We start from the raw sequence: 24,356 nt of genomic DNA on the forward strand, positions 1-24,356 counted from the left end.
AGATACGCTTGACAGAACGGTATGGCATTTATATGATGGTGTTCGTAACGGATACTCTTATTCTGAGCGGTGGAGGGAACAAGGCCCTACGAAGCCCAGCAACCGTCCGATCCTGTAGTCTTTTTCGGAAAAGGTGCTATCCTGAAGCGAAGCGACAGCTTCGAACGATAAGAGGGTAAGGAAGAACGATTCAACCTTTCCCATTGAACGTGGCGAAAGGTTTTTTTCATTACCGTCCCAAAGCAACGCGTAAGGGGAACGAGTACCGTCCACACATCACCCTTATTAATAGGAGGTTTTTCGAAATGTCAAACTTGAACCGTCGACTTTTCACTTCGGAGTCCGTCACTGAAGGACATCCGGATAAAATTTGTGACCAAATCTCAGATGCGATTTTGGATGCAATTTTGGCTGAAGATCCAAACGCCCGCGTTGCGGCTGAGACGTCTGTCACGACAGGTCTCGTGCTCGTAGCTGGTGAAATCACGACATCGACTTACGTGGATATCCCGAAAGTTGTACGTGAAACTGTTCGTGAGATCGGCTACACGCGCGCCAAATATGGTTTTGACGCTGAGACTTGTGCTGTACTCACAGCAATCGACGAGCAGTCAGCAGACATCGCACTCGGTGTCGACCAAGCGCTCGAAGCTCGTGAAGGTCAAATGACTGACGAAGAAATCGATGCGATTGGTGCCGGTGACCAAGGCCTCATGTTCGGTTATGCAACGAACGAGACACCTGAACTCATGCCGCTCCCAATCTCACTCGCTCACAAATTGTCACGTCGCTTGGCAGAAGTCCGCAAAAACGGAACGCTCACTTACCTTCGTCCAGACGGTAAGACGCAAGTAACTGTTGAATACGACCAAGACAACAACCCGGTCCGTATCGATACGATCGTCATCTCGACGCAACACGCAGAAGACATCACGCTCGAGCAAATCCAAGCGGACCTTAAAGAACACGTGATCGCAGCAGTCATCCCGGCTGAACTCATCGATGCCGAGACAAAGTACTTCATCAACCCGACTGGCCGTTTTGTCATCGGTGGACCACAAGGTGATGCAGGTCTTACAGGACGTAAAATCATCGTCGACACATACGGTGGATATGCTCGCCACGGCGGTGGTGCGTTCTCAGGTAAAGATCCTACCAAAGTTGACCGTTCGGCAGCATACGCGGCCCGCTACGTGGCGAAAAACCTCGTTGCAGCTGGACTTGCTGACAAAGCGGAAGTTCAACTTGCATACGCGATCGGTGTCGCACACCCGGTTTCAATCGCGGTGGACACGTTCGGCACTGGTAAATTGAGCGAGACTGAACTCGTTGAACTCATTCGTGAGAACTTCGACCTTCGTCCGGCCGGCATCATCAAGATGCTCGACCTTCGTCGCCCGATCTACAGACAGACAGCAGCTTACGGACACTTTGGTCGCACAGACGTTGAACTCCCATGGGAGCAGACGGACAAAGCGGCATTGCTTGAAGAAGGCGCAAAACGTTTCGCATAAGCATAAAAAAACGACCTTTCGCGAGAAAGGTCGTTTTTTTATTATGCTTGTGGTTTATTTTCGTTTGTTGCGTTCTCGTTGCCGAGTGCTGTATCTTTCGCCTCGACGACTTTCTCACCAATATCTTGCAAATCTGATTTTGTTTCCTGGGCCGTCTCGACGACTTTGTTCACGTCTTCTTTGACCGTGTCGACTTCACCGACAACTTTTTCATAGACGTTTTGCACATCGGTCGACACTTCTTGAATCATACCTGACGCCGATTTCACTTGCTCGATGACTTGAGACGCTTTACCGGCCGGATCTTCTTTGATCGTGTCGACGAGACCGCCGACAGACGACTTCGCATTCGTGAGCGACTGTTTCGTCGTCTCACGGTTCGACGAGCTAAGTAGGGCGATCAGACCGCCGACGAGCGCACCGAGAAGCATCCCGGTCACGACGTTGATTCTAGGACCACCCGAGTTGGTTTGGTCGAATTGGCGATTCGGGTTGTTGGCGTTATCTGCGTGTGGATCGTTTTGTAATGTTGGTTCCATGTCTAAACACTCCTTTGTAAGTTGGCATTGGTACTCATATACCCTAGTTAAAATAGAAAATAACGTTCTGCTTTATTTCGACACGAAAAAGTAATAGAAGGGCAGGATATTTTTTACGTGATGGGGAATGATAGTACTAGATTGGCCAAAAGGGGGAAGCTGTTATGAAGATGCGGGAAGCCGTACCAGAAGATGCCGCCACGATTCGAGATATCGCACTTGCGACCATCAGTGTGACAGATGACGTTCGGTCTAAGGTGATGGAGCGCGCCTATCAACAAGAAGAGATCGTCCGGGCCATCGGTTCGAGTGAAGAAGCGAAAGAACAGTTGTTCATCGTCGGTGAGGCCGAAGGAGACGTCATCGGGTTTTACCATGCGATCGACCGCGGTGATACTTGGGAAGTGCTTCGTCTCTATCTTCATCCGGCTCACCATCGCCAAGGACTTGGGGCAGAACTGCTGACACATCTCCAAGAGCGGAAGGCGCAGCCGATCGAGCTGTATGTCGAGAGTTCGAACGAGCAGGCGATCGCGTTCTTAAGCCATCAAGCGTTCACCGAACTGAACCGAATTCAAGAAGAAGTGTATGATCAACCGATGGAGCTTATCCATTTGCGCTACGACCCACGCTAAGACTCCAGACGGATTTTCTTTCAAACATCAGTCAGCGGCTGATGTTTTTTGTTAGAATTGATGAGACATATACTAATAATGAGGTGACAGCATGACATATGAAGAAGAATCACGAAAAGGGGTTATCGTGATCGTTTACCCGTTGCAGTTCACGTCCCGGCTCAGCGAAGCATTTTTGCAGCGACTCAGTGTCGACTATGAGGTGCTTGTCGTGACCGGACAGACGGTCGGACTGACGGCAGAAGACCATAAACAGCTGATCAAGAACACGCTACGGGAAGCGAGTCAGTCCAAACTACCGATTCACGTCATCGCCTTCAGTCTCGGGGCGCTCTTGACGAACCGCCTCCTGCAAGAGTACGACGTGCCGCTCGGGAGTTTGACATACATCTCCCCGCTCTTTGATTGGCATTCGTCCCGCCAAATCGGCGGGCTCAAGCAAGTCGTCGCCAGTGCGGTCGACCGGTTCCGCCCCGATTTGCCGCTCAGTATGATGACGTTCACCGGCGGCGGGGAAGAGTCGTCTCGTTTCGGCGAGATCACATACGCGCAGTACCGCGAAATCGAAGAAGAGATCGTCGAGCATCAAGAGGAGAAGAAACATTTACCTCGCTTACCGCTCGCTTGCTTCTACGCGCCGGACGATCGTTTCGCCGACGTGAGGCTGACGTTGAACGTCTGCCGCAAAATCGGCGGCGATCAAGTCTACATCCGTCGGCTCGAAGGGTTCCCACACTTTGGCTATGAACGGCTGAACACGAAGTTCGCGGAGACGCTCATCACGTTTTATGAATTGATTCGGGAATAGACAAAAGGCGACTCACGCGAGTCGCCTGTTTTCATGCCCGTTTTTCGATCGCCACGATGAATGGGGGATGATTGATTTGATTGACGAAGCCGTAACGGAGGACGCCGGCTCGTTTTTGGTCGAGTGCCTCGGCGTACGCGAGCACCTCGTCCCGCTCGACTTTCCCGCTCTCATGACCGTGATAGATGACGACGACGATGACACCGCCGACGGCCATCACGTCGAGCAATTGCTCGAGGGCGTCGATCGTCGTGTTGCCGGTCGTTGTGATCGACTTGTCGCTCCCAGGCAAGTAGCCGAGATTGAAGACGGCCGCCGTGATCGGACGGGTTTCATCCGCGACGACCGCCTTGACCGTGTCGTGGCTGTCGTGGACGACCGAGACACGATCAAGCAGATCGGCGGCGGTGATGCGGTCTGTCGTCGCCTTGACTGCCGCCTCTTGGACGTCAAACGCGTAAACGTGACCGCTGCCGACTCGTTCTGCTAGAAACAATGTATCGTGTCCGTTGCCGGCCGTCATATCGACGGCGACGGCACCGTCTGTAACGTGTTCACTTAATAGATGCTTCGCGAACGGTAAAACTCTCATTAATCCCATAGATCTCATCCTTCTTTTTTCCTTGGAAGGAATCACGACGTTCCAACTCGGCGTTGATGGCGTTCAAAACGGCCATTTTGTGCCGGCTCCACGTCGGTCCGATCAATAAGTCGGGTGGACCGTCGCCCGTCAATCGATGAATCACGATCTCAGGCGGTAAGTACTCGAGCTGATCGCAGACGAGCGAGACGTATGTCGTCTCGTCCATGAGTTCGAGCAGCCCTAACTCGTATTGTCTGGCGAGCGGCGTCTGTTTTAAGACGTGGAGCAAATGGATCTTGATTCCTTGTATGTCCATTTTAGCAACTTCTCGGGCCGTGTCGAGCATCATGTCTGGCGTTTCGCCAGGAAGACCGTTGATGATATGGACGCAGACGGAAATGTTCCGGCTCCGCAGTTTCGCGAGACCGTCGAGGAACGTCTTATAGTCGTGGCCCCGGTTGATCTTTTTCGCGGTTGAATCATGGATTGTCTGCAGGCCGAGTTCGACCGTGAGTGACGTCCGCTCGTTCAACTCAGCGAGATAGTCGACGACGTCGTCTGGCAGACAGTCGGGTCGTGTCGCGATCGACAGACCGACGACGCCTTCTTCTACGAGTGCCGGTTCGAACAGTTCGCGCAAGCGCTCTACGGGTGCGTACGTGTTGCTGAACGCTTGGAAGTAGGCGATATACAACGCATGCTTCCATTTCCGATGCAGACGGGCCGTGCCTTCGGCGAACTGGACCGGGATCGGATCACAGGCGTTGCCGGCAAAATCGCCGCTGCCGTCATCCGAACAGAACGTGCAGCCGCCTTTTGAGACGAGGCCGTCGCGGTTCGGACAAGTGAAACCGCCATCGAGCGGGACTTTGAACACTTTCTCGCCGAATTCGCGACGATACGCTTCATTTAATTTGTGAAATCTAGCTTGGCCAAACGGGTTATTCAATGCTATCCTCTCCTTCCTTGCTCATGCTATCACAAGGTGGGGCTTGCTTTACTTCATAATAAGTAATTTTTCTTGACAGTTATGTAGCGTTCCGTTAGCTTGGAGAAGGACTCATCACAGATTCGGCCTTCGTGCCGGATTTTTTATCGTTTAAAGGAATGAAAGGAGTAACGGGTATGAACAATAAAATGCCGATTTCGGTATGGATTCTAGTCATTGCGATGGCGCTCAATACAACGGCGGCGTCTTTTTTATGGCCATTTAACACACTCTATATTAATGGATATTTAGGCGAGTCGATGACGCTCGCAGGTATTGCGCTGCTCGTCAACTCAGCGCTCGCCATCGCGGGTAACTATATCGGCGGGACGTTGTTCGACCGCATCGGCGGGAAGCGGACGCTCGTCATCTCGGTCGGGCTGTTGCTCGCGAGCTCGCTCGGCTTCTTATTGTTTCATGCCACGTTCTTCGGGTATTTGGCATGGCTCGGTTTGATCGGGTTCTCGGGAGGACTCGTCTTTCCGACCGTGTACGCGTTTGCCGGTTTGATCTGGCCTGAAGGTGGCCGGCGCTCGTTCAACGCGATCTACGTCGCCCAAAACGTCGGGGTCGCCCTCGGGACGGCGATGAGCGGTCAAATCGCGCGAATCAACATCGAGTGGATCTTCTATGCGAACTTCTTCTTGTCGGTCCTTTTCGTCGTTGTGCTGCTGTTCGGCCTGCGTTACTTAAAAAACCCGGGTCGCCCAATCGTCCAGTCTCAGCTCGAGGCCGCGGCGACGACGCTCTCTGGCGCGACGATGAAATCGATGTGGTTTGTCGCCATCGGTTATGCCGCACTCTGGTTCGTCTACGTCCAGTGGCAAGGGACGATCGCCGTCCATTCGAAAGACCTCGGTGTGACGATCAGCCAATATTCATTGCTGTGGACGGTCAACGGGGCGTTGATCGTGTTCGCCCAACCGCTTCTCAACCGGGCGCTGCGCTACTTTGAAGACGATTTGAAGCGCCAACTCGTCGTCGGTGCCATCATCTTCCTAGCTGCTTTCATCATCGTCCCGTTCGCGGGAGGATTTACGATGTTCATGGTCGCGATGATCGTCATGACGATCGGTGAGATGTTCATCTGGCCGGCTGTCCCAACGATTGCCGCAAAACTTGCACCTCCGGGTAAAGCCGGACAGTTCCAAGGTCTCGTCAACATCGCCGCGTCGGTCGGGCGGATGATTGGACCGACGCTCTCAGGACTCACGTTCGATTTGCTCGGGATGAACGCTGTGTTTGGATTGCTGCTTCTACTCATTGTCACGGCGCTGTTCTTCTTTATGAAAATTAGTTCGTTGAATCGTCAAACTTGATCCGGATGTCACATCAACCGCGTATCCAATTCGCATGAGGTATTGCAATCTCATGTAAAATTCATGTAAAATATAGTCAGAGGATCCTTTCACATAATCGTTCCGTCGTTCCGTCGTTTCCTGTTTCTAGCCGATGAGGAGATGTACACCATGAACGAAGAAGTCAATTTACTCGTGCTCGCGACCCAATACATGTTTTGGGTCGGGTTTGTCGGAATGGCCGCCGCGACGCTCTATTTTCTAGTGGAACGAAACAGCCTTGACCCAGAATATCGTTCTGTCGCCACGGTCGCTGCCTTGGTCACGTTTGTCGCTGCCATCCATTACTTTTTCATGAAGGACGCCGTCGGGGATTCGGGACTGTTGTCTGAGGTCACAGGTTTCCCAACCGAGATTCGTTATATCGACTGGCTCGTGACGACACCGCTCTTGCTCGTGAAGTTCCCGCTGCTACTCAGTTTGAAAGGGAAGATGAAGTCTGGATTGCTGACGAAATTGATCGTCGCCGACATTATTATGATTGTTTCGGGATATCTCGGTGAATCGTCGATCAACTTGAACGGTGGCTTCACGCAACTTGGATTGTGGGGCTATCTAGTCGGTTGTTTGGCCTGGATCTATATCATCTACTTGCTGTTCACGAACGTTACGAAAGCGGCTGAATCGTCGCCGGCCCCGATTCGGAAAGCGCTACTCAACATGCGCTTGTTCATCTTGATCGGTTGGGCGATTTACCCGATCGGTTACGCGGTCACGCTGTTCGCGACCGGGGTGGAGGTTCAGCTAGTGCGTGAGCTAATCTACAACGTCGCCGACTTGGTCAACAAGGTCGGGTTCGGATTGATCGCTTTCTTCGCGGTGAAAACGATCTCGACGCTCAAACAAATTAAAACGTGATTGTAAGTTCACATTGACGTGGTTTTTTATCTTGCGCTAAAATGAAGAGGTGAGATGAAAATTGCGTTGATAAGGAGTAGTATCGTAGCGTCGATATTGTAGAGAGCCGGTGGTTGGTGTGAACCGGTATATGGACCGCGAGAACTCGCCTTGGAGCTGTTCGCCTGAACGAAAAGTAAGGTGAACCGAAGTTACGCCTCGTTACCGGCGTCTCAAGTGGCAGACATGCAACATGGGTGGTACCGCGGAGAGCTTTCAAGCCTTTCGTCCCATTTACCGGGGCGGAGGGCTTTTTATTATGCAGAGGAGGAAGAAATTTGAGCTATTTTAAACATCAAGACATCGAGCCGAAATGGCAAAAGCGTTGGGAAGAGAAAGATTCATTCCGGACGACGGAAGACCCGGACAAGGATTGTTTCTACGTCCTCGACATGTTCCCATACCCGTCAGGAGCCGGACTTCACGTCGGTCACCCGGAAGGTTATACGGCGACAGATATCATCGCCCGCATGAAACGGATGCAAGGCTATAACGTCCTTCACCCGATCGGTTGGGACGCGTTCGGTCTTCCGGCTGAACAGTACGCCCTCGATACAGGAAACGACCCGCGCGAGTTCACGGAGCGTAACATCGGGACGTTCCGCCGTCAGTTGAAAGACCTCGGCTTCTCGTACGACTGGGACCGTGAGATCAGCACGACCGACCCGAAATACTACAAGTGGACGCAATGGATTTTCACGCAGCTCTATGAGCGTGGCCTCGCCTACGTCGACGAAGTGGCGGTCAACTGGTGTCCGGCCCTCGGTACGGTACTCGCTAACGAGGAAGTCATCGACGGATTGTCGGAACGTGGGAACCATCCGGTCTACCGCGTCCCGATGAAACAGTGGGTGCTCCGCATCACGCATTACGCGGAGCGGTTGCTTGATGATTTAGAAACACTCGACTGGCCGGAGAGCGTCAAAGAGATGCAACGCAACTGGATCGGTAAATCGGTCGGCGCCGAAGTCGACTTTAAAGTCGACGGGCACGATAAAGTCGTGACTGTATTCACGACGCGGCCTGATACACTTTACGGAGCGACGTACGTCACACTCGCACCGGAGCACCCGTTCGTCAAAGCAATCGCGACGCCGGAACAACTCGACGCGGTCGAAGCGTACGCGGAAGAAGTCTCGAAGAAGACCGATCTTGAACGGACTGACCTCGCTAAAGAGAAGACGGGTGTCTTCACGGGCGCATACGCGGTCAATCCGGTCAACGGGGAAAAACTTCCGATCTGGATCGCTGACTATGTCTTGTCGACGTACGGTACGGGTGCGGTCATGGCCGTACCGGGCCACGATGAGCGGGACTATGAGTTCGCGAAAACGTTTGACCTCCCAATCCGCGAAGTCGTCAAAGGCGGTAACTTGGATGAGGCGGCTTACACGGAAGACGGCGAACATGTGAACTCAGGAGCGCTCGACGGTCTCAATAAAGTCGATGCCATCGCCAAAATCATCGAAGAACTCGAACTTGCCGGTACGGGCCGGGCGAAGACGACGTATCGTCTCCGCGACTGGTTGTTCAGCCGTCAACGCTATTGGGGCGAGCCGATCCCGATCGTTCATATGGAAGACGGGACGCTCAAGACGGTATCGATCGAAGAGCTTCCGCTCGAACTTCCGATCATCGATGAGATCAAGCCATCAGGCACAGGTGAGTCGCCGCTCGCGAACGCCGACGAGTGGTTGACGTACACAGACCCGGTGACGGGTGAAAAGGGTCGTCGTGAGACGAACACGATGCCGCAATGGGCCGGCAGCTGCTGGTACTACATCCGCTACATCGATCCGCATAACGAAGACATGATCGCCGATCCTGAGAAGTTGAAGCGCTGGCTCCCGGTCGACTTGTACGTGGGGGGGACGGAGCACGCGGTCCTGCACTTGCTATACGCGCGTTTCTGGCACAAAGTGCTCTACGACATCGGGATCGTCCCGACGAACGAGCCGTTCCAAAAGCTCTACAACCAAGGTATGATTCTCGGTGAGAACAACGAGAAGATGTCGAAATCAAAAGGCAACGTCGTCAACCCGGACGATATCGTCAAATCACACGGTGCCGACACGCTTCGTCTCTATGAGATGTTCATGGGACCGCTTGACGCGGCCATCGCTTGGTCGACAAACGGCCTTGACGGGGCACGTCGCTTCCTCGACCGTGTCTGGCGTTTGTTCGAACAAGCGAAACTCGAAGACGTCGCTGCGACGGCCGACTTTGAGCGCACGTACCATCAGACAGTGAAAAAAGTGACGGAAGATTACGAGGCGCTTCGCTTCAATACGGCGATCTCGCAACTCATGGTCTTCATCAACGAAGCGTACAAACAAGACACGTTACCGAAGCAAGAGATGGTCAACTTCATCAAGATGCTCGCTCCGGTCGCACCACACTTGGCTGAAGAGTTGTGGGAGCGTCTCGGGATGGAAGAAGAATTGACGTATGCGGCGTGGCCGACGTTCGATGAGTCGAAACTCGTCAGCGATACGATCGAGGTCGTCATCCAAGTGAACGGTAAGCTCCGGGCGAAGATGCACGTGACGCGCGACGCTTCGAAAGAAGCGCTTGAGGCGGAGGCACTCGCGAACGAGCGTGTACAAGAGTTCACTGAAGGAAAAACGGTCCGTAAAGTGATCGTCGTCCCAGGTAAACTCGTCAACATCGTCGTAGGATAAGTTAAGGAATGTGTGACATTGTCACACGTTCCTTTCTTTTTGGGGATGCCGTTTTCTTTTTGAGGCGGTTTTGTTACACTAAAGGGCGACACTGAATATAAAGGGGACTAAGCGTCCATGAAACGATCTTACGTACTGTACACGACATTGTTTGCGGTCGTGGTCGGCGTGATTCTTTGTTACGTGTTCGTTTTTTCAGACGAAGACATTCAAAGCCAAATCGCTGCGACATTTGAAAAGATTGAGATTCAAACGAGTCATCAAGCGACGTCGATGCCTCCGGTCGAGGCCTCGCCAGACGAAGAAGACATCGATACGACCGATGCGCTCGAACAAATACAGAATATCGACGAGGTTTACTATAGCGACACAATCGGGGCTTATTTGGTCTTGACGAAAGACCACGACTTCTTTGAAGTGAGCGGAAACGCGAATCGAGTGAACGCTTCGCTCAAGCTCGAGACCGAGAATCAATCGTTCCCGCTCGGTGACTTTATCGGGATGCGTATGATTGCAGAAGATAAAATTTATGCCGTTACATCGACCGGTGTCATCGTGACGATCGCGCGAGAAGAAGGACGTTGGATGGAGCGCGAACGAAAAGCAATCGCCGGGCTTGTCTCAACCGATCGGCTGTTCGGGCTCGGGTACGACAAAGAGACGGAACGGCTCATCATCATGAACCGCACGGCAGCGACACCGGATATCGAACTCATCTACGTTCAAGAACGGATTATGAAGGCGGAAACGCCGGAGGAAGCCGAACCAGCAACGGATGAACCAACCCAATCGGCTGAAGAAACGATCGAGACGGATGCTGTCTCTCCGGAAAACGAGGCACTTCAATCGGAAGGAACGGAAGAAACAGAAGACGTCGAACCGTTGACGGAGTGGACGATTGAATCACGCAAGCCGCTCACGACGGAAGGGATGAGCGCCTCGATTCAACAGAAATTTGAGAAGTTCCGTGGGGTCGGTCTTGTCGAACGGCAAGGACGGATTTACGTCCTCGATTCGGAGGAACTCGTGTTATACACGGTCAACCCAGGCGAAGGGACGATGAACGGTCAAATGGTGACGCCTCGCGTCTACGGTTCGACCGGCATGTTCCTGCAAGACAATGAAATTTTTGCAATCGTACGACCAGACGTGTTCGATCTTGACGCGTTCGTCTCGGTCGACTGATAGGAGCGGATCAAATGAGTAAACGTTATTTTTATGAAGAAGTACGTCAGTTTCACGAAACGTTCGGTCACCCGGAAGCAAGCGTGCCGAGCCCGCTCGAACTTGACCGGGCCGTGAAACGGTCGGTCTGGACGGCAGAAGAAGCGGTCGTCGAATTTTTGCACCAGTCAGCCCGGACGGAAGACGAGTTTTTGCAAGCCGTCGCGACGTTCCAACAAGGGTTTGAGAAAGCCGTGCACAAATCGCTCCAAGAAGCGCCGCCGACGAACGACGTCGACCGGCTCGTCGGTCAAGGGGACGCGCTCACGGACGCACTCTATTTCGTGATGGGGAGTTTCGTCGAGCTCGGGCTCGACCCGGTGCCGCTGTTTGAAATCGTCCAGCGTGCCAACATGGCGAAACTCGGCCCGGACGGATTGCCGATCCTGCGCGCGTCAGACAATAAAGTCATGAAGCCTGAAGGGTGGATGCCACCTGAGCCGGAACTCGAGGCTGAGGTCCGTCGCCAAATGGCAGAAAAATAAGAGAGCGTGGTCACTAGGACCACGCTCTCAGTTTGTTGATGAACCAAATCGTAAAAAGCGATCTGGTTCATCTTTTTTTATGTTCGAGGGCCTTGAGGCGCTCTGCCTAACATAAAATTGAAGTCGAGTCCGCAGTAGCCCGATGTCGACCGTTTACGTTGCTCGTCAGACGGCGCCGATAGGACGAGCGATATCACTCCTGTTAGTCCACGCTCTCTTTACGTTGTAGGCTGGAATGTGGAGAATTCCGCCGCATGTGACCCGGCGCAGTGGCCGGTCGTGAAAGCGGCCGTAATGTTATAGCCGCCCGTGTATCCATGAATATCGAGCACCTCGCCGGCGAAGAACAAACCGTCTGCTTTCTTTGACATCATCGTCTGCGGGGCGATCTCTTTGACCGAGACGCCACCGCCCGTGACGAATGCCTTATCGAAGTCGAGCGTACCGGTCGCGTGCAGTTCGAACGTCTTGAGACGCGTCGCGAAATCGATGACCGATTGTCGTTTCAACTGGCTCGCGTCTTCTTCGCCGAAAGCGAGTTCAGCCAAGAGGAGGTCGAGCATCCGTTCCGGGATGAACCCTTTCCAGACGTTTTTGACGGCACGTTTCGGCTGGGCTTGCACTTGATCCCATAGCGATTGAACGAGCTCGTCGCGCGCCATGTCTGGGAATAAGTCGAGTGACAGTGCGACGACCCGTTCTTTGCTGCGCTTGCGTTCTTTGATCGTATATTGACTGCATCTAAGTGCGATCGGACCCGAGATACCAAAGTGGGTGAAGATCATGTCGCCGCGGTGCGTCTTGATCGGCTTGCCTTTTTTACCGTGCACGGTGAGGGCGACATCACGAAGCGACAGCCCTTGCAACTGTTTCGTCCCGATGAACGAATCGTTCAAGAGGATCGGTACCTCGGTCGGGAATAGTTCTGTGATCGTGTGCCCCGCTTTCTCGGCCCACGGGTACCCGTCGCCGGTCGAACCGGTGTGGGGGACGGATTGTCCGCCGACGGCGATGACGCAGGCCTTGGCCTCGATTCGTTCCCCGTCTTCTAGCTCGACCGCCTCGAACTCATTTGCTTCATTAAAATGGAGCGTTTTCACTTTCGCGTTCTTCCGACTCTCGACCCCGAGCGAATCGATCGCTCGGAGGAGCGTGTTGACGACGTCCTGAGCTTTATCCGTCACCGGGAACATCCGGCCGTTGTCTTCTTCTTTCAACGGGATGCCGAAACCCGTGAACAAATCGATGATGGACTGGTTATCGAACTGGGCGAGGGCGCTATATAAAAAGCGGCCGTTCCCAGGAATGAACTGAATCAACTCGTCGACCGGTTTCCGGTTCGTGACGTTACAACGCCCGCCGCCTGAAATAGCGAGCTTGCGTCCGAGCTTAGAGCCCTTATCGATCAAGAGCGTGTTCGCTCCGGCTTTCGCGGCGGCGTAGGTCGCCATCAGGCCGCTTGGGCCTCCTCCGATGACGATGACATCTTTCATCATAGTATCCCTCGTTTCTGTTTCAAATCGACACGTAAAATTATCGTAACTTTATTATCCGCAACAGTAAGAGTATAATGAGAAACGGTCGTTTTGTAAAACTAGGACATTTCAAACGTTGTATGAATAGATGGAGGTATCTCATGTCATCAAGCGTCAAACAAGATTCAGGACGAGAATCCTTCGTCAAAGGAACGCTGCTCTTATCAGCCGGGAACTTGATTTCCCGAGCGCTCGGACTGCTGTACACGTTCCCGTTCCAAGCGATGGTCGGGATTGCCGGTGTTACGTTATACCAAGCGGCATATACGTATTATGCGCTCATGATCGCCATCTCGACGGCAGGGATCCCGGTTGCCGTCTCAAAATTCATCGCCAAGTATAATGCGCTCGGCGAGTATGGGACGAGTCAACGGCTGTTCCGGCAAGGGATGAAGCTGATGCTCGTGACCGGTGTCGTCGCCTTTTTCTTACTCTTCTTTGCCGCTCCGTGGTTGTCGGAGCTCATGGTCCGCAATTCGGAAAACAATCAACAGTACATCGACTCGCTCACGCTCGTCACTCGAAGCGTCAGTTTTGCGCTCTTGCTCATCCCGGCGATGAGTATGGTCCGTGGTTATTTCCAGGGACATCAAGACATGGCCCCGACAGCCATCTCACAAGTCATCGAACAGATCGTACGCATCATGTTCTTGCTCAGCGGAACGATGCTCGTCTTGTTCGTCTTCTCAGACTCGGAGTTCGTCCGTCCGCTCGCTGACACGCTCGGCGGGACGGCGGCGGTCGAGACGACGGAACTGAACGGATTGAAAGTGCTCGCCGTGACGATCGCGACGTTCAGCGCGTTCATCGGTGCGATCGGAAGCATCGTCGTCCTCGCGATGTACTGGCGCAGACGAAAAGACATTCATCGACAGACCGACAACCCTGAAGGGACGCCGGTCCGCTCGATGAAATCGCTCTTGCTCGAATTGCTCAGCTATTCGATTCCGATCGTCATGGTCGGCTTGTCGACACCGCTCTACCAGTTCGTCGATCAGTTGACGATGGTCAACACGCTGCTCAACGCCGGGAAATCGGTAGCTGAGGCGACGTCGGCGTTCGGTTTTTTGACCGGTAACGCCCACAAGATCGTTTTGATCCCGGTATCGATCGCGGCCAGTGTGTCGATGGCGACGATTCCGCTCGTCACCCGGTCGTTCACACACGGGGACATGGATAAAGTGCGCAATCAAGTCAATCATATTTTCCAAGTGTCGTTCTTCGTGACGATTCCAGCCGTCATCGGACTCGTCGCGCTCTCAGAGCCGTTGTTTGGGACGCTCTTCCCGGGAGACCGGGAAGGGTGGGTCTACTTGCTCCATTACGCACCGAGTGCATTCTTCCTCGCCTATTACTCGGTCGCTGCGGCAATTTTGCAAGGGATCAATAAACAATACTTCACGATTTTCGCGACAGCGATGGGGTTACTAGCGAAAGTCGTCTTGAACGTCCCGTTCGTGTACGCGCTCGGTGGCATCGGCGCCGGGTATGCGACGATTGCCGGATACATCGTGGCGATCATCCTCATGGTGTGGAAGATTCAACGGGCACTTCAGTTCCCATATAAACAACTGTTACGTCGCACGATCCTCATGTTTGCGATGGGCGCGGCGATGTTCGTTGCGGTGTATGGGTCGTTGTTCGTCACACTAAATGACGAACCGAGTTGGAGCAATGACATCGTCGCGACCGTCGTCGGCTTCGGGATCGGGCTCGTCGTGTATGGCTATCTCGGATGGAGAAGCCACTTGGCCGGGAAACTGTTAGGAAAACGATTCCAATATCGGAGGAAAAATAATGCGAATTGATAAGTTGTTAGCCAATATGGGCTATGGTTCACGTAAAGACGTGAAACTGTTATTAAAACAGGGAGCGGTTCGAATCGATGACCAACCTGTGAAAGATGCGAAACGTCACGTCGACACGGACAGTGAGACGGTCACCGTGCTCGGTGAGCCGGTCGAGTACCGTCCGTTCGTCTACTTGATGATGAATAAGCCGGCTGGTGTCATCAGTGCGACCGAGGACAAAGTTGAGTCGACGGTCATCGAATTGATTGACCCGGCTTACGCCCATTACGAGCTGTTTCCTGTCGGGCGTCTCGACAAAGACACGACGGGCCTACTGCTCATCACGAACGATGGCGCGTTCAACCACGCCCTCATGTCACCGCGTAAACACGTCGACAAGGTGTATATCGCCGAAGTCGACGGTGAGATGACGGTCGAGGACATCCGCACTTTCGCGGAAGGAGTCGCTCTCGAGGACGGGTACACGACGAAACCGGCGCGTCTTGAAGTGCTCAGTCAGACGGGCCAAACATCTGTCGTCCGCCTGACGTTGTCGGAAGGGAAGTATCATCAAGTCAAGCGGATGATCGCTGCGGTCGGCAAGCACGTCGAACGGCTCGAACGAGTCCAAATTGGACCGCTCGAACTCGATGAATCGTTACAGCCTGGTGAATACCGTGAACTGACCGAAGCAGAAGTCGAACAGTTTTTGTCATGAATCAGGAGTGAACAGTGAGACCGGATGTCGGAAAGGCATCCGGTCTCACTTTTTATGCAAAAAAAAGAGGATCCGTGAACGGAACCCCTCGTAATTATATTCAATTTGCCGTCTTCAGTGAACGTTTCGATGATGTCCACGTGCCGCGGCTCGGACTTTCTACAAGATTGTTGTATTCAAGTACGTTCAAATCACGCTGGACGGTGCGTGATGTGATGCCGAACTCTTCTACTAGTTCTGAAGTGGTAACGCAATCCCTTTCGTTGATAAATAAATAAATCGACTTAATACGGGTTAGCATGCGATCTGTTGAACCTTTCATTGGATGACCCCCCAATGCGTAGAATGATGAAAGACGAAACCTACGGACGACAAATGAAATATGAAATTGTTATTTTCTAAAATTACATCTTAAGTATAACGCTCCTATACAGAAAAGCAAGGGGAAAGCACGAACGATTTCAATGTAAAGAACATGTTATGAACGTAAATATCGAATGAATGAACTGTAAATAATCGATTATAGAACCGAAAGACGAACAAAAAAATATTTTCGAAATAAATGTTCGTCTTTCTGACATTTGGATATACTAATAAGGGAGAGAACATTCGCAAAGGGGAGATTGACATGAACTGGAGACAAGAAGTCGACTTACGAAAAGAAGCGTTTTTAAACGATCTTAAAGGATTACTTACAATCCCGAGCGTGTTAGACGAATCGAAAACAGGACCGAACGAGCCGTTCGGCCCAGAAGTCCGTCAAGCGCTCGACTATATGCTCGAGCTAGGTCAACGTGACGGCTTTATCACAAAGGATGTCGCCGGATATGCAGGACATTTAGAATACGGCGAAGGTGAAGAACTCGTCGGCATCTTGTGCCATCTCGATGTCGTACCGGCCGGGGACGGGTGGACATATGGGGCGTTCAATCCGACGATCACCGACGGCAAAATTTTTGCACGCGGTAGCAATGACGATAAAGGGCCGACGATGGCTGCCTATTACGGATTGCTGATCGTCAAAGAGCTCGGTTTGCCGCTATCGAAACGGGTCCGGCTCATTGCGGGCTGTGACGAAGAGAGCGAGTGGCGTTGCGTCCGTGAGTACTTCAAACAAGAAGAGATGCCGACGTATGGGTTTGCGCCTGACGCCGATTTCCCGATCATCAACGCCGAGAAAGGTCTATACGATGGCGTGCTCAAGCAACTTCCGATTCAGCACGGCACGGGAACGAAACATCACCTCGTCTCGTTCATCAGCGGGGAACGCCCGAACATGGTGCCAGACGTTGCGACAGCGGTGTTGAAAACGAATGAAGTGCTCGAAGACCAATTCGAGGCGTATCTCGAGAAGTATGAAGCGGACGGGACGTGTGTTTTTGAAGAAGGGATGTACACGTTCACAATAAAAGGCGTCGCGGCCCACGCGATGGAACCAGACAACGGGGTGAACGCGGCCTACGTGCTCGCAGGCTTCCTGCTCACGCTCGCGCTCGATATTCAAGGTGAGCGCTACATCGAGTTCGTCCGTCACGTCTTTGCGGACTCACGTGGCATCTCGCTCGGTATTGAAGCGAGTGACGAGACCGGGGATCTGACGATCAACGGTGGCGTCTTCCGCTACAACGACACGGAGCGGATGGCGACGGTTAACATCCGTTACCCGTATACGGCAAAGTTCACGGAACGTCTGCAAAACTTGAAAGAAATCGCGTTGTCATTCGGTTTCGAATTGACGACAAAACACCATATGCCGCCACACCACGTTTCGGAAGACCATCCGCTCGTGACAACATTAGCAGGCGTCTATGAGCGCCAAACTGGTGAATCAGCGCACTTGATGGCAATCGGAGGCGGTACGTATGCCCGCTCGCTCGAAGCCGGCGTCGCGTTCGGCGCGTTGTTCCCGGGAGCGAAAGATGTCGCCCATCAGGTCGACGAGTATATGGAAGTTGAAGATTTATTACGTGCGGCCGCAATCTATGCGGAAGCAATTTACGAGCTCGCTAAATAATAACCTTTGAGAGCTGACTGCATCGGTCGGCTCTCTGTCTGTTAGGAAGGAAGTTGAACGTGAACCAGCAAAAAAAATCGTTTCAATCGATTTATGTCGCCATCTTTTTCGCACAAGGCGCCCTCATCCCATACATGGCCTTGTTCTTCTCACAAGCACGTTTTGATTTGTCACCGAGTGAGGTCGGGACGATCGTCGCCATCTTGCCTATTTTATCGATCGGTGTACAACCACTCTGGGGCATGCTTGCCGACCGCACGGGCCGAACCCGCGCCTGGTTAATGTTAGCAATGATTGCGGCTGCGGCGATCTCGATCACATTTTTATTTGCGACGTCGTACGTCTGGATCATTCTGTTAATGGTAGCCTGGTCGATATTTCAATGTGCCCACATTCCGCTCGTCGATATGATGACGCTCGATTACACGTCCCGTGCTAAAATCGATTACGGAGCCATCCGTTTGTTCGGCTCGGCCGGGTTTGCCATCGCGGTCTTCATGATCGGCCGGATTGCGGATACGTCATGGGGGTTATCGAGTACGTTTCTGCTTAGTGCGATCGTACTCGTCGTCGGAACCGTCGCCTTGAAGCAAATTACGGATACGGGTGTAACCCATACGGCGACAGTCGCCCCGTTCGCTTGGTCAGCCATTTGGAATGCACCGTTCGTGGCGTTTTTAGTCGGCGGCATGCTCGTCTTCGGTCCGATTTATGCAAACAACTACTACTTTGGCATTTATGTGACGAGCATCGGCGGCTCGACGACGCTCGTCGGGACGTTGTTTTTAGTAGCGGTGCTCTGTGAAATCCCGTTTATGAAAGTGGCGCATCAAGTTGTCGCACGTCTCGGCACCGTCAACGTACTCGCGGGGGCAGCTATGATTTCAGCGCTTCGGAACGGTTGGCTCGCACTCGAACCGTCGTTGTGGGTCGTTTGGTTGCTTGCCATCGTTCAAGGACTCGTCGTCGGGTTGCTCATTCCGGTTGCACTTCAGTTTGTCCGAAGTCTCGTCAGCTTAAACGTCACCTCGACAGCGATTGGCGTCTATATGGCTGTCACATCGGGCTTGGCGACGGCCGCGTTCAATCAGTTGAGCGGGATAATCATTGAAGTAGACAGCATTATCGGTGTATTTTGGATGTACACAGCAGTCAGTGTCATCGGCGCGATTTTATTCTTGGGACTGAGACGGTTCCGCGAGAAAGGATGACGAGCGATGTCGACACATTATTTTATAGCGCTCCCGATTGAAGCGCGACAGTTTGAACAAATCCAACGGGACATCTTGCCGTTCTATTCCTATCGCCGCGTTTATCGGCCAGAGGAATTTCATTTGACGCTTCAATTTTTAGGGGCGTTAGACGATGACCAAGTAGAGGCAGTCAAAGAGATCACTCGAGACGTGGCGCACGAAACGGCGCCGTTCACGTTACATTTTCAGCAGATTGATCATTTTGGGAGACCCGATCGTCCGCGCGTGCTGACAATCATCCCGAATCCGTCTGTAGCGCTTTCGACATTCGTCAGTGCACTTCGGCGAAAATTGACAGAAGAGATTTCAGCCATCGATCGGAAACCGTTCGCAGCACACGTCACCCTTGCAAAGAAGTGGGATACCGGCGAGCGGATTCCTTATATCGCACCTGCGTTTGACGTGGAAGAAGCAATCACAGAAGTAGTGCTCTATCGAATTAATCCGACACAGACTCCTGCCTATGAAGCAGTTGAAGTATTTCCGCTAGCGCATTCAGAGGAGGACACATGGCGATCCCGATTAAAATTTTTGACGTAATTTCTAAATATGAACGGAACATGCTCGATCAATTCAATCGTTTTCAAGAGTATATCGAATCCGATACGGCGCGAATGCGCAGGCTCCACGACTTGAATCGGCTAACTCCGCCGGAAATCATGGAGTTTGAAAACCCGTGGTGGAAATTTTGGCGTCGTACAGAGCGCATCGAGCTCGAAGCGAACCCGTTGACGGAAAAGCAATTTCAAACGCTGCTCACAAACCGGCGCCGCATCCAAAAGCTTCAATTTGCGTGCGAAGGGGCAACAGAAGCGGATGTGCCACTATTAGCTTTTTTGCGGGACTATAGTTATCGGCATATGCTCACAGAATGGAACGAGCATCACTTTTTCATGTATCGTCCTGTCGTCGAGTGGAACGGGGCCATGGTTGAACTAAGCCATATCATCGTTGGACCGTCGCATATTTATCTCGTTGAATGGCTTGAAGGAGACCGCAGCATCTATCACGTATCGAAACAGAAGACTTGGATTCATCAACCGCTCAAAGGGGAAAATAAACGTGTAGTCAATCCGCTCATCGCATTGACACGCACCGAAGAGATGGTAAGACAGTTTCTTCCGTCCTATGATGGGGTCATCCAAAAAGTGGCGTTGGCTCCGAACGGCTATTTCGATCATGTGCCAGAGACACGCGCGACCCAGTTTGTTTCAAGGTCTGATTACGACCAATGGATGAAACAAGTCAATGCGAGGGCACCCATCGTGAAAGCCCAACAAATTCGAGATGTGGCGAAACTTCTAGATACGACAGCTCAGATGCCGTTTCGACAATTTTTGGATCAGTAGGAGAGGATGGAACGAGTATGTATCACACACCTGACCAACAGGCGACAACGCATGTGACGATCGAGCGGGCAACGCTCCTCTCATTTGAGACGATTCGACTCGAAGTCATCGCCGAATATGAGTCTATTCCAGTACAAATCGAACAAAACGGGCGCCCTGTCACTTACGTGGTGCTCGAAGAACGATCAACTGAGACCGGGACGATTGAACGGGATATTCGTCTCGCACGCCCGGTAACGCTGGAATCGGTTTATACCGTATTTCATCCTGGACATAAAACGATCGTGGTCGTCCCGAGAGAAATTGTCCAGACGAATGAGTTTGAACGCAGATACGCCTACGATGGACCGCTCGGACTCCTCTTTGGCATAAATGTGATTGACGTATTCGTCTGGTCGCCTGTCGCTTTCTCGATTTGGGTGACGGTGCATGATGAAGATACGCATCGGGAAATCGAGCGATTTCGGATGATGCGCGGTACCCGCGGCGTCTGGCATGCCGAGGTGCCGAAAGGTTACGAAGGGTTGCTGTATCGTCTTCACGTCAAAACACCGGTCGAAACGAACGATATCGTCGACCCTTACGCGAAAGCCGTCAGCCTGAATGGCGAATTTGGCGTATTGGTCGATGTCGAAGCCGAGATTACGAAACACGTTGAACCGGTGTTACGGCCGCCGCTCCGAAAAGCGACTGACGCCGTCATCTATGAACTTCATATCCGCGACTTCACCAGCCACCCAGCTTCGACGAGCCGTCTAAACGGATTGTATGGCAGCATCGTCGAAACCGGGATTCGGACGACCGGTAACAAGAGTGCCGGTCTCGATTACTTGAAAGAGTTAGGCGTCACACATTTGCAATTGCTCCCGGTCCATGACTTCGGCAGTGTCGACGAGTTGACACGCATGCCTTATAACTGGGGGTACGACCCGATTCATTGGTTCGCTTTAGAAGGGAGCTACGCTTCAAATCCAAGCACCCCGACAACAAGAGTGCTCGAATATGCCCGAATGGTGAATGAGTTACACAAAACCGGGATGCGCGTCGTCGTCGATGTCGTCATGAACCATGTGTTTATTCGTGAACAGTCATCGCTCGAAGCGCTCGTGCCGTATTATTATTTCCGGTATGAGCACGACGGAACGGTCGCAAACGGTACTGGTGTCGGGAATGATACAGCGTCTGAACGGTATATGATGCGTCGCATGATTGTCGATTGCATCACTTATTTTGCGACGACGTATCAAGTTGACGGTTTTCGATTCGATTTGATGGGGATCCATGATGTGGAAACGATGAACCAAGTTCGAATGTCGCTTGATAAAGTCGACCGATCGATCTTGATTTATGGAGAAGGTTGGGATTTGGCGACACCACTCGGTCCATCCTTGAAGGCGTCTTCCCACAATGCGGCCCATATGCCACGGATTGGTCATTTTAACGACATGATGCGAGATGCGCTGAAAGGTTCATCGTTCAACGAGCGCGAGCGCGGCTTCGTATCCGGGAACGAATGGCGGGAGTGGGAACTTCGTGAATGCATCACCGGTGCCGTTCAGATTCCGAACGTCACCGTCGGTCGGTTCCCGAGTCCGCAATATACGATCAATTATGTGGAAGCGCACGATAACTATACGACGTTTGATAAACTGCTACTCGCTTGTGAGGATACGGATGAGACGACGAGGTTACGGATGCAACGGCTGGCCACGGCGATCGTCATCACGTCACAAGGCGTTCCGTTCCTTCACGCCGGACAAGAGTTCGGTCGGACGAAACAAGGCGTAGAGAACAGCTACAACTCCCCTGACCGGATCAATCATTTTGATTGGGACCTTCGTGACAGTCGGGCGACAGAAGTGGAGTATGTGAAAACGCTACTCAAGTTACGCCGGCGCCACACGTGTTTCCGATATGATACCCGCCAAAAAGTGGTCGAGCAGTTCAAGTTTCTCCCGTCGCCACCTGGCGTGATCGCTTACGAATTGACAGCGAGCCATTCTTACGACGCTTGGCAGCGAGTACGTGTGTATTTGAACGGGACGTTCGAGCAAGTGACGTTCCAAGCCGAAGGCGACTGGAACGTATATGTGCAAGGGGATAAGGCGAGTTTGACGCCGATTGTTCGAAACCCGAGTCAGATTCAAGTCGAGTCGTTGTCAATGACGATTATCGCGTGTTAATATTGTGATTGTATCTTTTTAACTTCCAATGAGATTTGAGCGTGATGAACATGTATTCAGATATAATCGGTGCCCTCGGTGAAGAGTGGACAGTGGCTTCCGCAGGCGGGATTACGGGTGAAGCGTACGTAGCGACGACGCACCAACAAAAAATCTTTGTTAAACGGAATTCGTCTCCATTTTTAGCGATTCTATCCGCCGAAGGCATCGTCCCGAAACTATTATGGACAAAGCGGATGTTCAACGGAGACGTTCTCAGTGCCCAACAGTTCATCGAAGGTCGCGAGTTATCGCCAGCCGACATGGAACGGTCCGAAGTGGCGGCACAACTCGGAAAGATCCATCATTCGAAAGAGCTATTATTCATGTTACAGCAGTTAAACCATACACCGGTCACTTCAGAACTGTTGTACCGGCAATGTGCCGCCTATGAGCAGGATGAGGCAGATGAGACGATCGATGAGGCGGTCCGTTGGTTATCAGACCATCGGCTGCCCGATGACGAGCGCGAACTGGTCGTTTGTCACTCTGATCTCAATCACAATAATTGGATTGAGGATGAGTCGGGACTTCTTTATTTGACCGATTGGGACGACGCCATTATCGCGGATCGCGCGTTTGATTTGGCGATGGTCGTCTATAGCTATGTCGATGAAGTCGATTGGGAAGAGTGGTTCAGTCATTACGGGATCACGCTGACCGCCGATCTGCATTACCGGATGCACTGGTACGCGATTGCCCAGACGGTGTTGACCATCTATGGTGAACAGAGCGCCATGGCAAGAGCTGAAGGTTTGACCGTGCTTCGTGAGCTTCTCGACGAAGCGGATGAACGGACGCAATGAAAAAAGGGATGGCTCACGAATGTGAGTCATCCCTTTCGATATACATCAGACATCTTCAGGTTTCATAAAGTACGCCCAGACGAACGTAGCGATGACGGCGCCGAAAAACGTGAGCGGGGCCGCATAAAAGATTAAGAATTGATCTAACGTGCTCATTGATTTAACCTCCTTGTGAGGGATGATTCATGTTCATTAAACAATGATTTCGTGTATAATCGCAAGGGGACTGCTCGCGTGAAGCGGCTCAGTCAGCAGAAACTTGAACATTTCATGAACGAAAGGTAGGATTTCAATGCGCTTACGCCATAAACCTTGGGCTAAAGATTACATGCAGGCCCAAGAACATGTATTTATCACGAATCCCGAACAGTTGAAAGGAGGTTGGAAAACCGAATTCGGTAACGACAATCCACTCTTTATCGAGGTCGGTTCTGGGAAAGGGCAATTCGTTCTTGGGATGGCCCAACAGTTCCCGGACGCCAACTTCATCGCCATCGAGCTATTCGAGAGCGTTGCCGTCTCGATCGTCCAAAAACTCGTCGAAACGCCGATGCCAAACGTACGCGTCTTGACCGTCGATGCGAAGCAACTCGTCGATTACTTCGAAGCAGGGGAAGTCGACCGCGTTTACTTGAACTTCTCGGACCCTTGGCCAAAGACGAGACATGCGAAGCGCCGCTTGACGTATAAGACGTTTTTGGCCACATACGAAGCGATTCTGCCTCGTGGGGGCGAAATCCACTTTAAGACGGACAACCGGGGGCTGTTCGAATATTCGCTCGAGAGCATGAGCCAATACGGCATGTACTTCACGGATATTTCACTCGATTTGCACGTGAATGAACCGGGTGACAACGTTCGTACCGAGTACGAAGAGCGCTTCAGCGCCATGGGTCAGCCGATCTACCGGATGGAAGCAGCGTTCCGACCGAAAACTTGACACGCTTTTTTCTTATT

23 protein-coding genes, 1 riboswitch and 1 other annotated feature are annotated in these 24,356 nt (G+C 52.3%); of the genes, 17 read left to right on the forward strand and 6 right to left on the reverse strand.

Annotated features, from left to right (window positions below):
* Window positions 1-54: 54 nt before the first annotated feature.
* Window positions 55-174: riboswitch (SAM riboswitch) on the forward strand.
* 131 nt (window positions 175-305) lie between these two features.
* Window positions 306-1,514 carry a methionine adenosyltransferase gene (metK, locus tag EVJ30_RS05375; RefSeq protein WP_131455981.1) on the forward strand — a complete coding sequence of 403 codons (1,209 nt, stop codon included), beginning with the start codon at window positions 306-308 and terminating at the stop codon, window positions 1,512-1,514.
* Window positions 1,515-1,555: 41 nt separating this feature from the next.
* On the opposite strand, the gene EVJ30_RS05380 is transcribed toward metK, so the two are convergent.
* Window positions 1,556-2,053, reverse strand: a complete 498-nt coding sequence (locus tag EVJ30_RS05380; RefSeq protein WP_131455983.1) for a YtxH domain-containing protein — start codon at window positions 2,051-2,053, stop codon at window positions 1,556-1,558.
* Between the two features lie 164 nt (window positions 2,054-2,217).
* On the opposite strand from EVJ30_RS05380, the gene EVJ30_RS05385 reads away from it, so the two are divergent.
* Complete coding sequence (locus EVJ30_RS05385) at window positions 2,218-2,688, forward strand: GNAT family N-acetyltransferase (RefSeq protein WP_071397869.1); 471 nt, start codon at window positions 2,218-2,220, stop codon at window positions 2,686-2,688.
* 91 nt (window positions 2,689-2,779) lie between these two features.
* Window positions 2,780-3,496, forward strand: a complete 717-nt coding sequence (locus tag EVJ30_RS05390) for an alpha/beta fold hydrolase (RefSeq protein ID WP_131455985.1) — start codon at window positions 2,780-2,782, stop codon at window positions 3,494-3,496.
* A gap of 31 nt (window positions 3,497-3,527) precedes the next feature.
* Here the strand turns inward: EVJ30_RS05390 and mnmM are convergent, their stop codons facing one another.
* Both mnmM and mnmL read right to left on the reverse strand, forming a co-directional pair.
* Window positions 3,528-4,097 carry a tRNA 5-(aminomethyl)-2-thiouridylate-methyltransferase MnmM gene (gene mnmM / locus EVJ30_RS05395; RefSeq protein WP_131455987.1) on the reverse strand — a complete coding sequence of 190 codons (570 nt, stop codon included), beginning with the start codon at window positions 4,095-4,097 and terminating at the stop codon, window positions 3,528-3,530.
* Window positions 4,051-5,028, reverse strand: coding sequence for a tRNA modification radical SAM protein MnmL/YtqA (gene mnmL, locus EVJ30_RS05400; protein ID WP_131455989.1), 978 nt, complete (start codon window positions 5,026-5,028; stop codon window positions 4,051-4,053). The genes mnmM and mnmL overlap by 47 nt, the downstream gene beginning before the upstream one ends.
* Before the next feature lie 176 nt (window positions 5,029-5,204).
* Between mnmL and EVJ30_RS05405 the strand changes: the two genes are divergently transcribed.
* From EVJ30_RS05405 to EVJ30_RS05425, 5 genes are all read left to right on the forward strand, one after another.
* The gene (locus EVJ30_RS05405; RefSeq protein ID WP_131468316.1) at window positions 5,205-6,386 is read left to right on the forward strand and encodes an MDR family MFS transporter; all 1,182 of its coding nucleotides are present in this window, start codon (window positions 5,205-5,207) and stop codon (window positions 6,384-6,386) included.
* Between the two features lie 150 nt (window positions 6,387-6,536).
* Window positions 6,537-7,283 carry a bacteriorhodopsin-like gene (locus EVJ30_RS05410; protein ID WP_131455993.1) on the forward strand — a complete coding sequence of 249 codons (747 nt, stop codon included), beginning with the start codon at window positions 6,537-6,539 and terminating at the stop codon, window positions 7,281-7,283.
* Between the two features lie 57 nt (window positions 7,284-7,340).
* Window positions 7,341-7,558: a binding site (T-box leader), on the forward strand.
* Between the two features lie 42 nt (window positions 7,559-7,600).
* Entirely contained in the window at window positions 7,601-10,003 is a 2,403-nt protein-coding gene (gene leuS / locus EVJ30_RS05415; RefSeq protein WP_131455996.1) for a leucine--tRNA ligase, read from the forward strand.
* A 117-nt stretch (window positions 10,004-10,120) separates the two neighbouring features.
* Entirely contained in the window at window positions 10,121-11,188 is a 1,068-nt protein-coding gene (locus tag EVJ30_RS05420; RefSeq protein WP_131455998.1) for a hypothetical protein, read from the forward strand.
* A gap of 14 nt (window positions 11,189-11,202) precedes the next feature.
* Complete coding sequence (locus EVJ30_RS05425; RefSeq protein WP_131441468.1) at window positions 11,203-11,712, forward strand: pyrophosphohydrolase domain-containing protein; 510 nt, start codon at window positions 11,203-11,205, stop codon at window positions 11,710-11,712.
* A gap of 218 nt (window positions 11,713-11,930) precedes the next feature.
* On the opposite strand, the gene EVJ30_RS05430 is transcribed toward EVJ30_RS05425, so the two are convergent.
* Entirely contained in the window at window positions 11,931-13,208 is a 1,278-nt protein-coding gene (locus EVJ30_RS05430) for a BaiN/RdsA family NAD(P)/FAD-dependent oxidoreductase (protein WP_131468318.1), read from the reverse strand.
* A 140-nt stretch (window positions 13,209-13,348) separates the two neighbouring features.
* Here EVJ30_RS05430 and EVJ30_RS05435 point away from each other — a divergent pair, with 140 nt between their 5' ends.
* Window positions 13,349-15,055, forward strand: a complete 1,707-nt coding sequence (locus EVJ30_RS05435; protein ID WP_131456002.1) for a putative polysaccharide biosynthesis protein — start codon at window positions 13,349-13,351, stop codon at window positions 15,053-15,055.
* The gene (locus EVJ30_RS05440) at window positions 15,045-15,755 is read left to right on the forward strand and encodes a pseudouridine synthase (RefSeq protein ID WP_070329415.1); all 711 of its coding nucleotides are present in this window, start codon (window positions 15,045-15,047) and stop codon (window positions 15,753-15,755) included. The genes EVJ30_RS05435 and EVJ30_RS05440 overlap by 11 nt, the downstream gene beginning before the upstream one ends.
* A 100-nt stretch (window positions 15,756-15,855) precedes the next feature.
* On the opposite strand, the gene EVJ30_RS05445 is transcribed toward EVJ30_RS05440, so the two are convergent.
* Complete coding sequence (locus EVJ30_RS05445; RefSeq protein WP_083274163.1) at window positions 15,856-16,077, reverse strand: DeoR family transcriptional regulator; 222 nt, start codon at window positions 16,075-16,077, stop codon at window positions 15,856-15,858.
* Window positions 16,078-16,383: 306 nt separating this feature from the next.
* Here EVJ30_RS05445 and pepV point away from each other — a divergent pair, with 306 nt between their 5' ends.
* Genes pepV through EVJ30_RS05475 form a run of 6 tightly spaced genes read left to right on the forward strand, consistent with a single transcriptional unit; the run spans window position 16,384 to window position 23,399 of the window.
* A complete protein-coding gene (gene pepV / locus EVJ30_RS05450; protein WP_131468320.1) occupies window positions 16,384-17,769 on the forward strand; it encodes a dipeptidase PepV in 1,386 nt (461 codons plus the stop codon).
* A gap of 59 nt (window positions 17,770-17,828) precedes the next feature.
* Window positions 17,829-18,980, forward strand: a complete 1,152-nt coding sequence (locus tag EVJ30_RS05455) for an MFS transporter (protein ID WP_236634014.1) — start codon at window positions 17,829-17,831, stop codon at window positions 18,978-18,980.
* A 6-nt stretch (window positions 18,981-18,986) separates the two neighbouring features.
* Window positions 18,987-19,562 carry an RNA 2',3'-cyclic phosphodiesterase gene (thpR, locus tag EVJ30_RS05460; RefSeq protein ID WP_131468324.1) on the forward strand — a complete coding sequence of 192 codons (576 nt, stop codon included), beginning with the start codon at window positions 18,987-18,989 and terminating at the stop codon, window positions 19,560-19,562.
* Window positions 19,532-20,371, forward strand: a complete 840-nt coding sequence (locus EVJ30_RS05465; RefSeq protein WP_131456008.1) for an NERD domain-containing protein — start codon at window positions 19,532-19,534, stop codon at window positions 20,369-20,371. The genes thpR and EVJ30_RS05465 overlap by 31 nt, the downstream gene beginning before the upstream one ends.
* A gap of 17 nt (window positions 20,372-20,388) precedes the next feature.
* Window positions 20,389-22,554: a type I pullulanase gene (gene pulA, locus EVJ30_RS05470; RefSeq protein ID WP_201739062.1), complete on the forward strand. Its 2,166-nt coding sequence runs from the start codon at window positions 20,389-20,391 to the stop codon at window positions 22,552-22,554.
* A 50-nt stretch (window positions 22,555-22,604) separates the two neighbouring features.
* A complete protein-coding gene (locus EVJ30_RS05475) occupies window positions 22,605-23,399 on the forward strand; it encodes a phosphotransferase family protein (RefSeq protein WP_070329440.1) in 795 nt (264 codons plus the stop codon).
* 45 nt (window positions 23,400-23,444) lie between these two features.
* Here the strand turns inward: EVJ30_RS05475 and cydS are convergent, their stop codons facing one another.
* Window positions 23,445-23,555 (reverse strand): cytochrome bd oxidase small subunit CydS family protein, encoded by a 111-nt coding sequence (gene cydS, locus EVJ30_RS15485; protein ID WP_438802343.1) that lies wholly within the window; start codon window positions 23,553-23,555, stop codon window positions 23,445-23,447.
* A 136-nt stretch (window positions 23,556-23,691) separates the two neighbouring features.
* On the opposite strand from cydS, the gene trmB reads away from it, so the two are divergent.
* On the forward strand, window positions 23,692-24,339 hold the full coding sequence (gene trmB, locus EVJ30_RS05480; protein ID WP_131456011.1) for a tRNA (guanosine(46)-N7)-methyltransferase TrmB: 648 nt from the start codon (window positions 23,692-23,694) through the stop codon (window positions 24,337-24,339).
* Window positions 24,340-24,356: the final 17 nt, after the last annotated feature.

This window comes from Exiguobacterium sp. SH5S13, from assembly GCF_004337085.1.
In the GTDB taxonomy this organism is placed as follows: domain Bacteria; phylum Bacillota; class Bacilli; order Exiguobacteriales; family Exiguobacteriaceae; genus Exiguobacterium; species Exiguobacterium aurantiacum_A.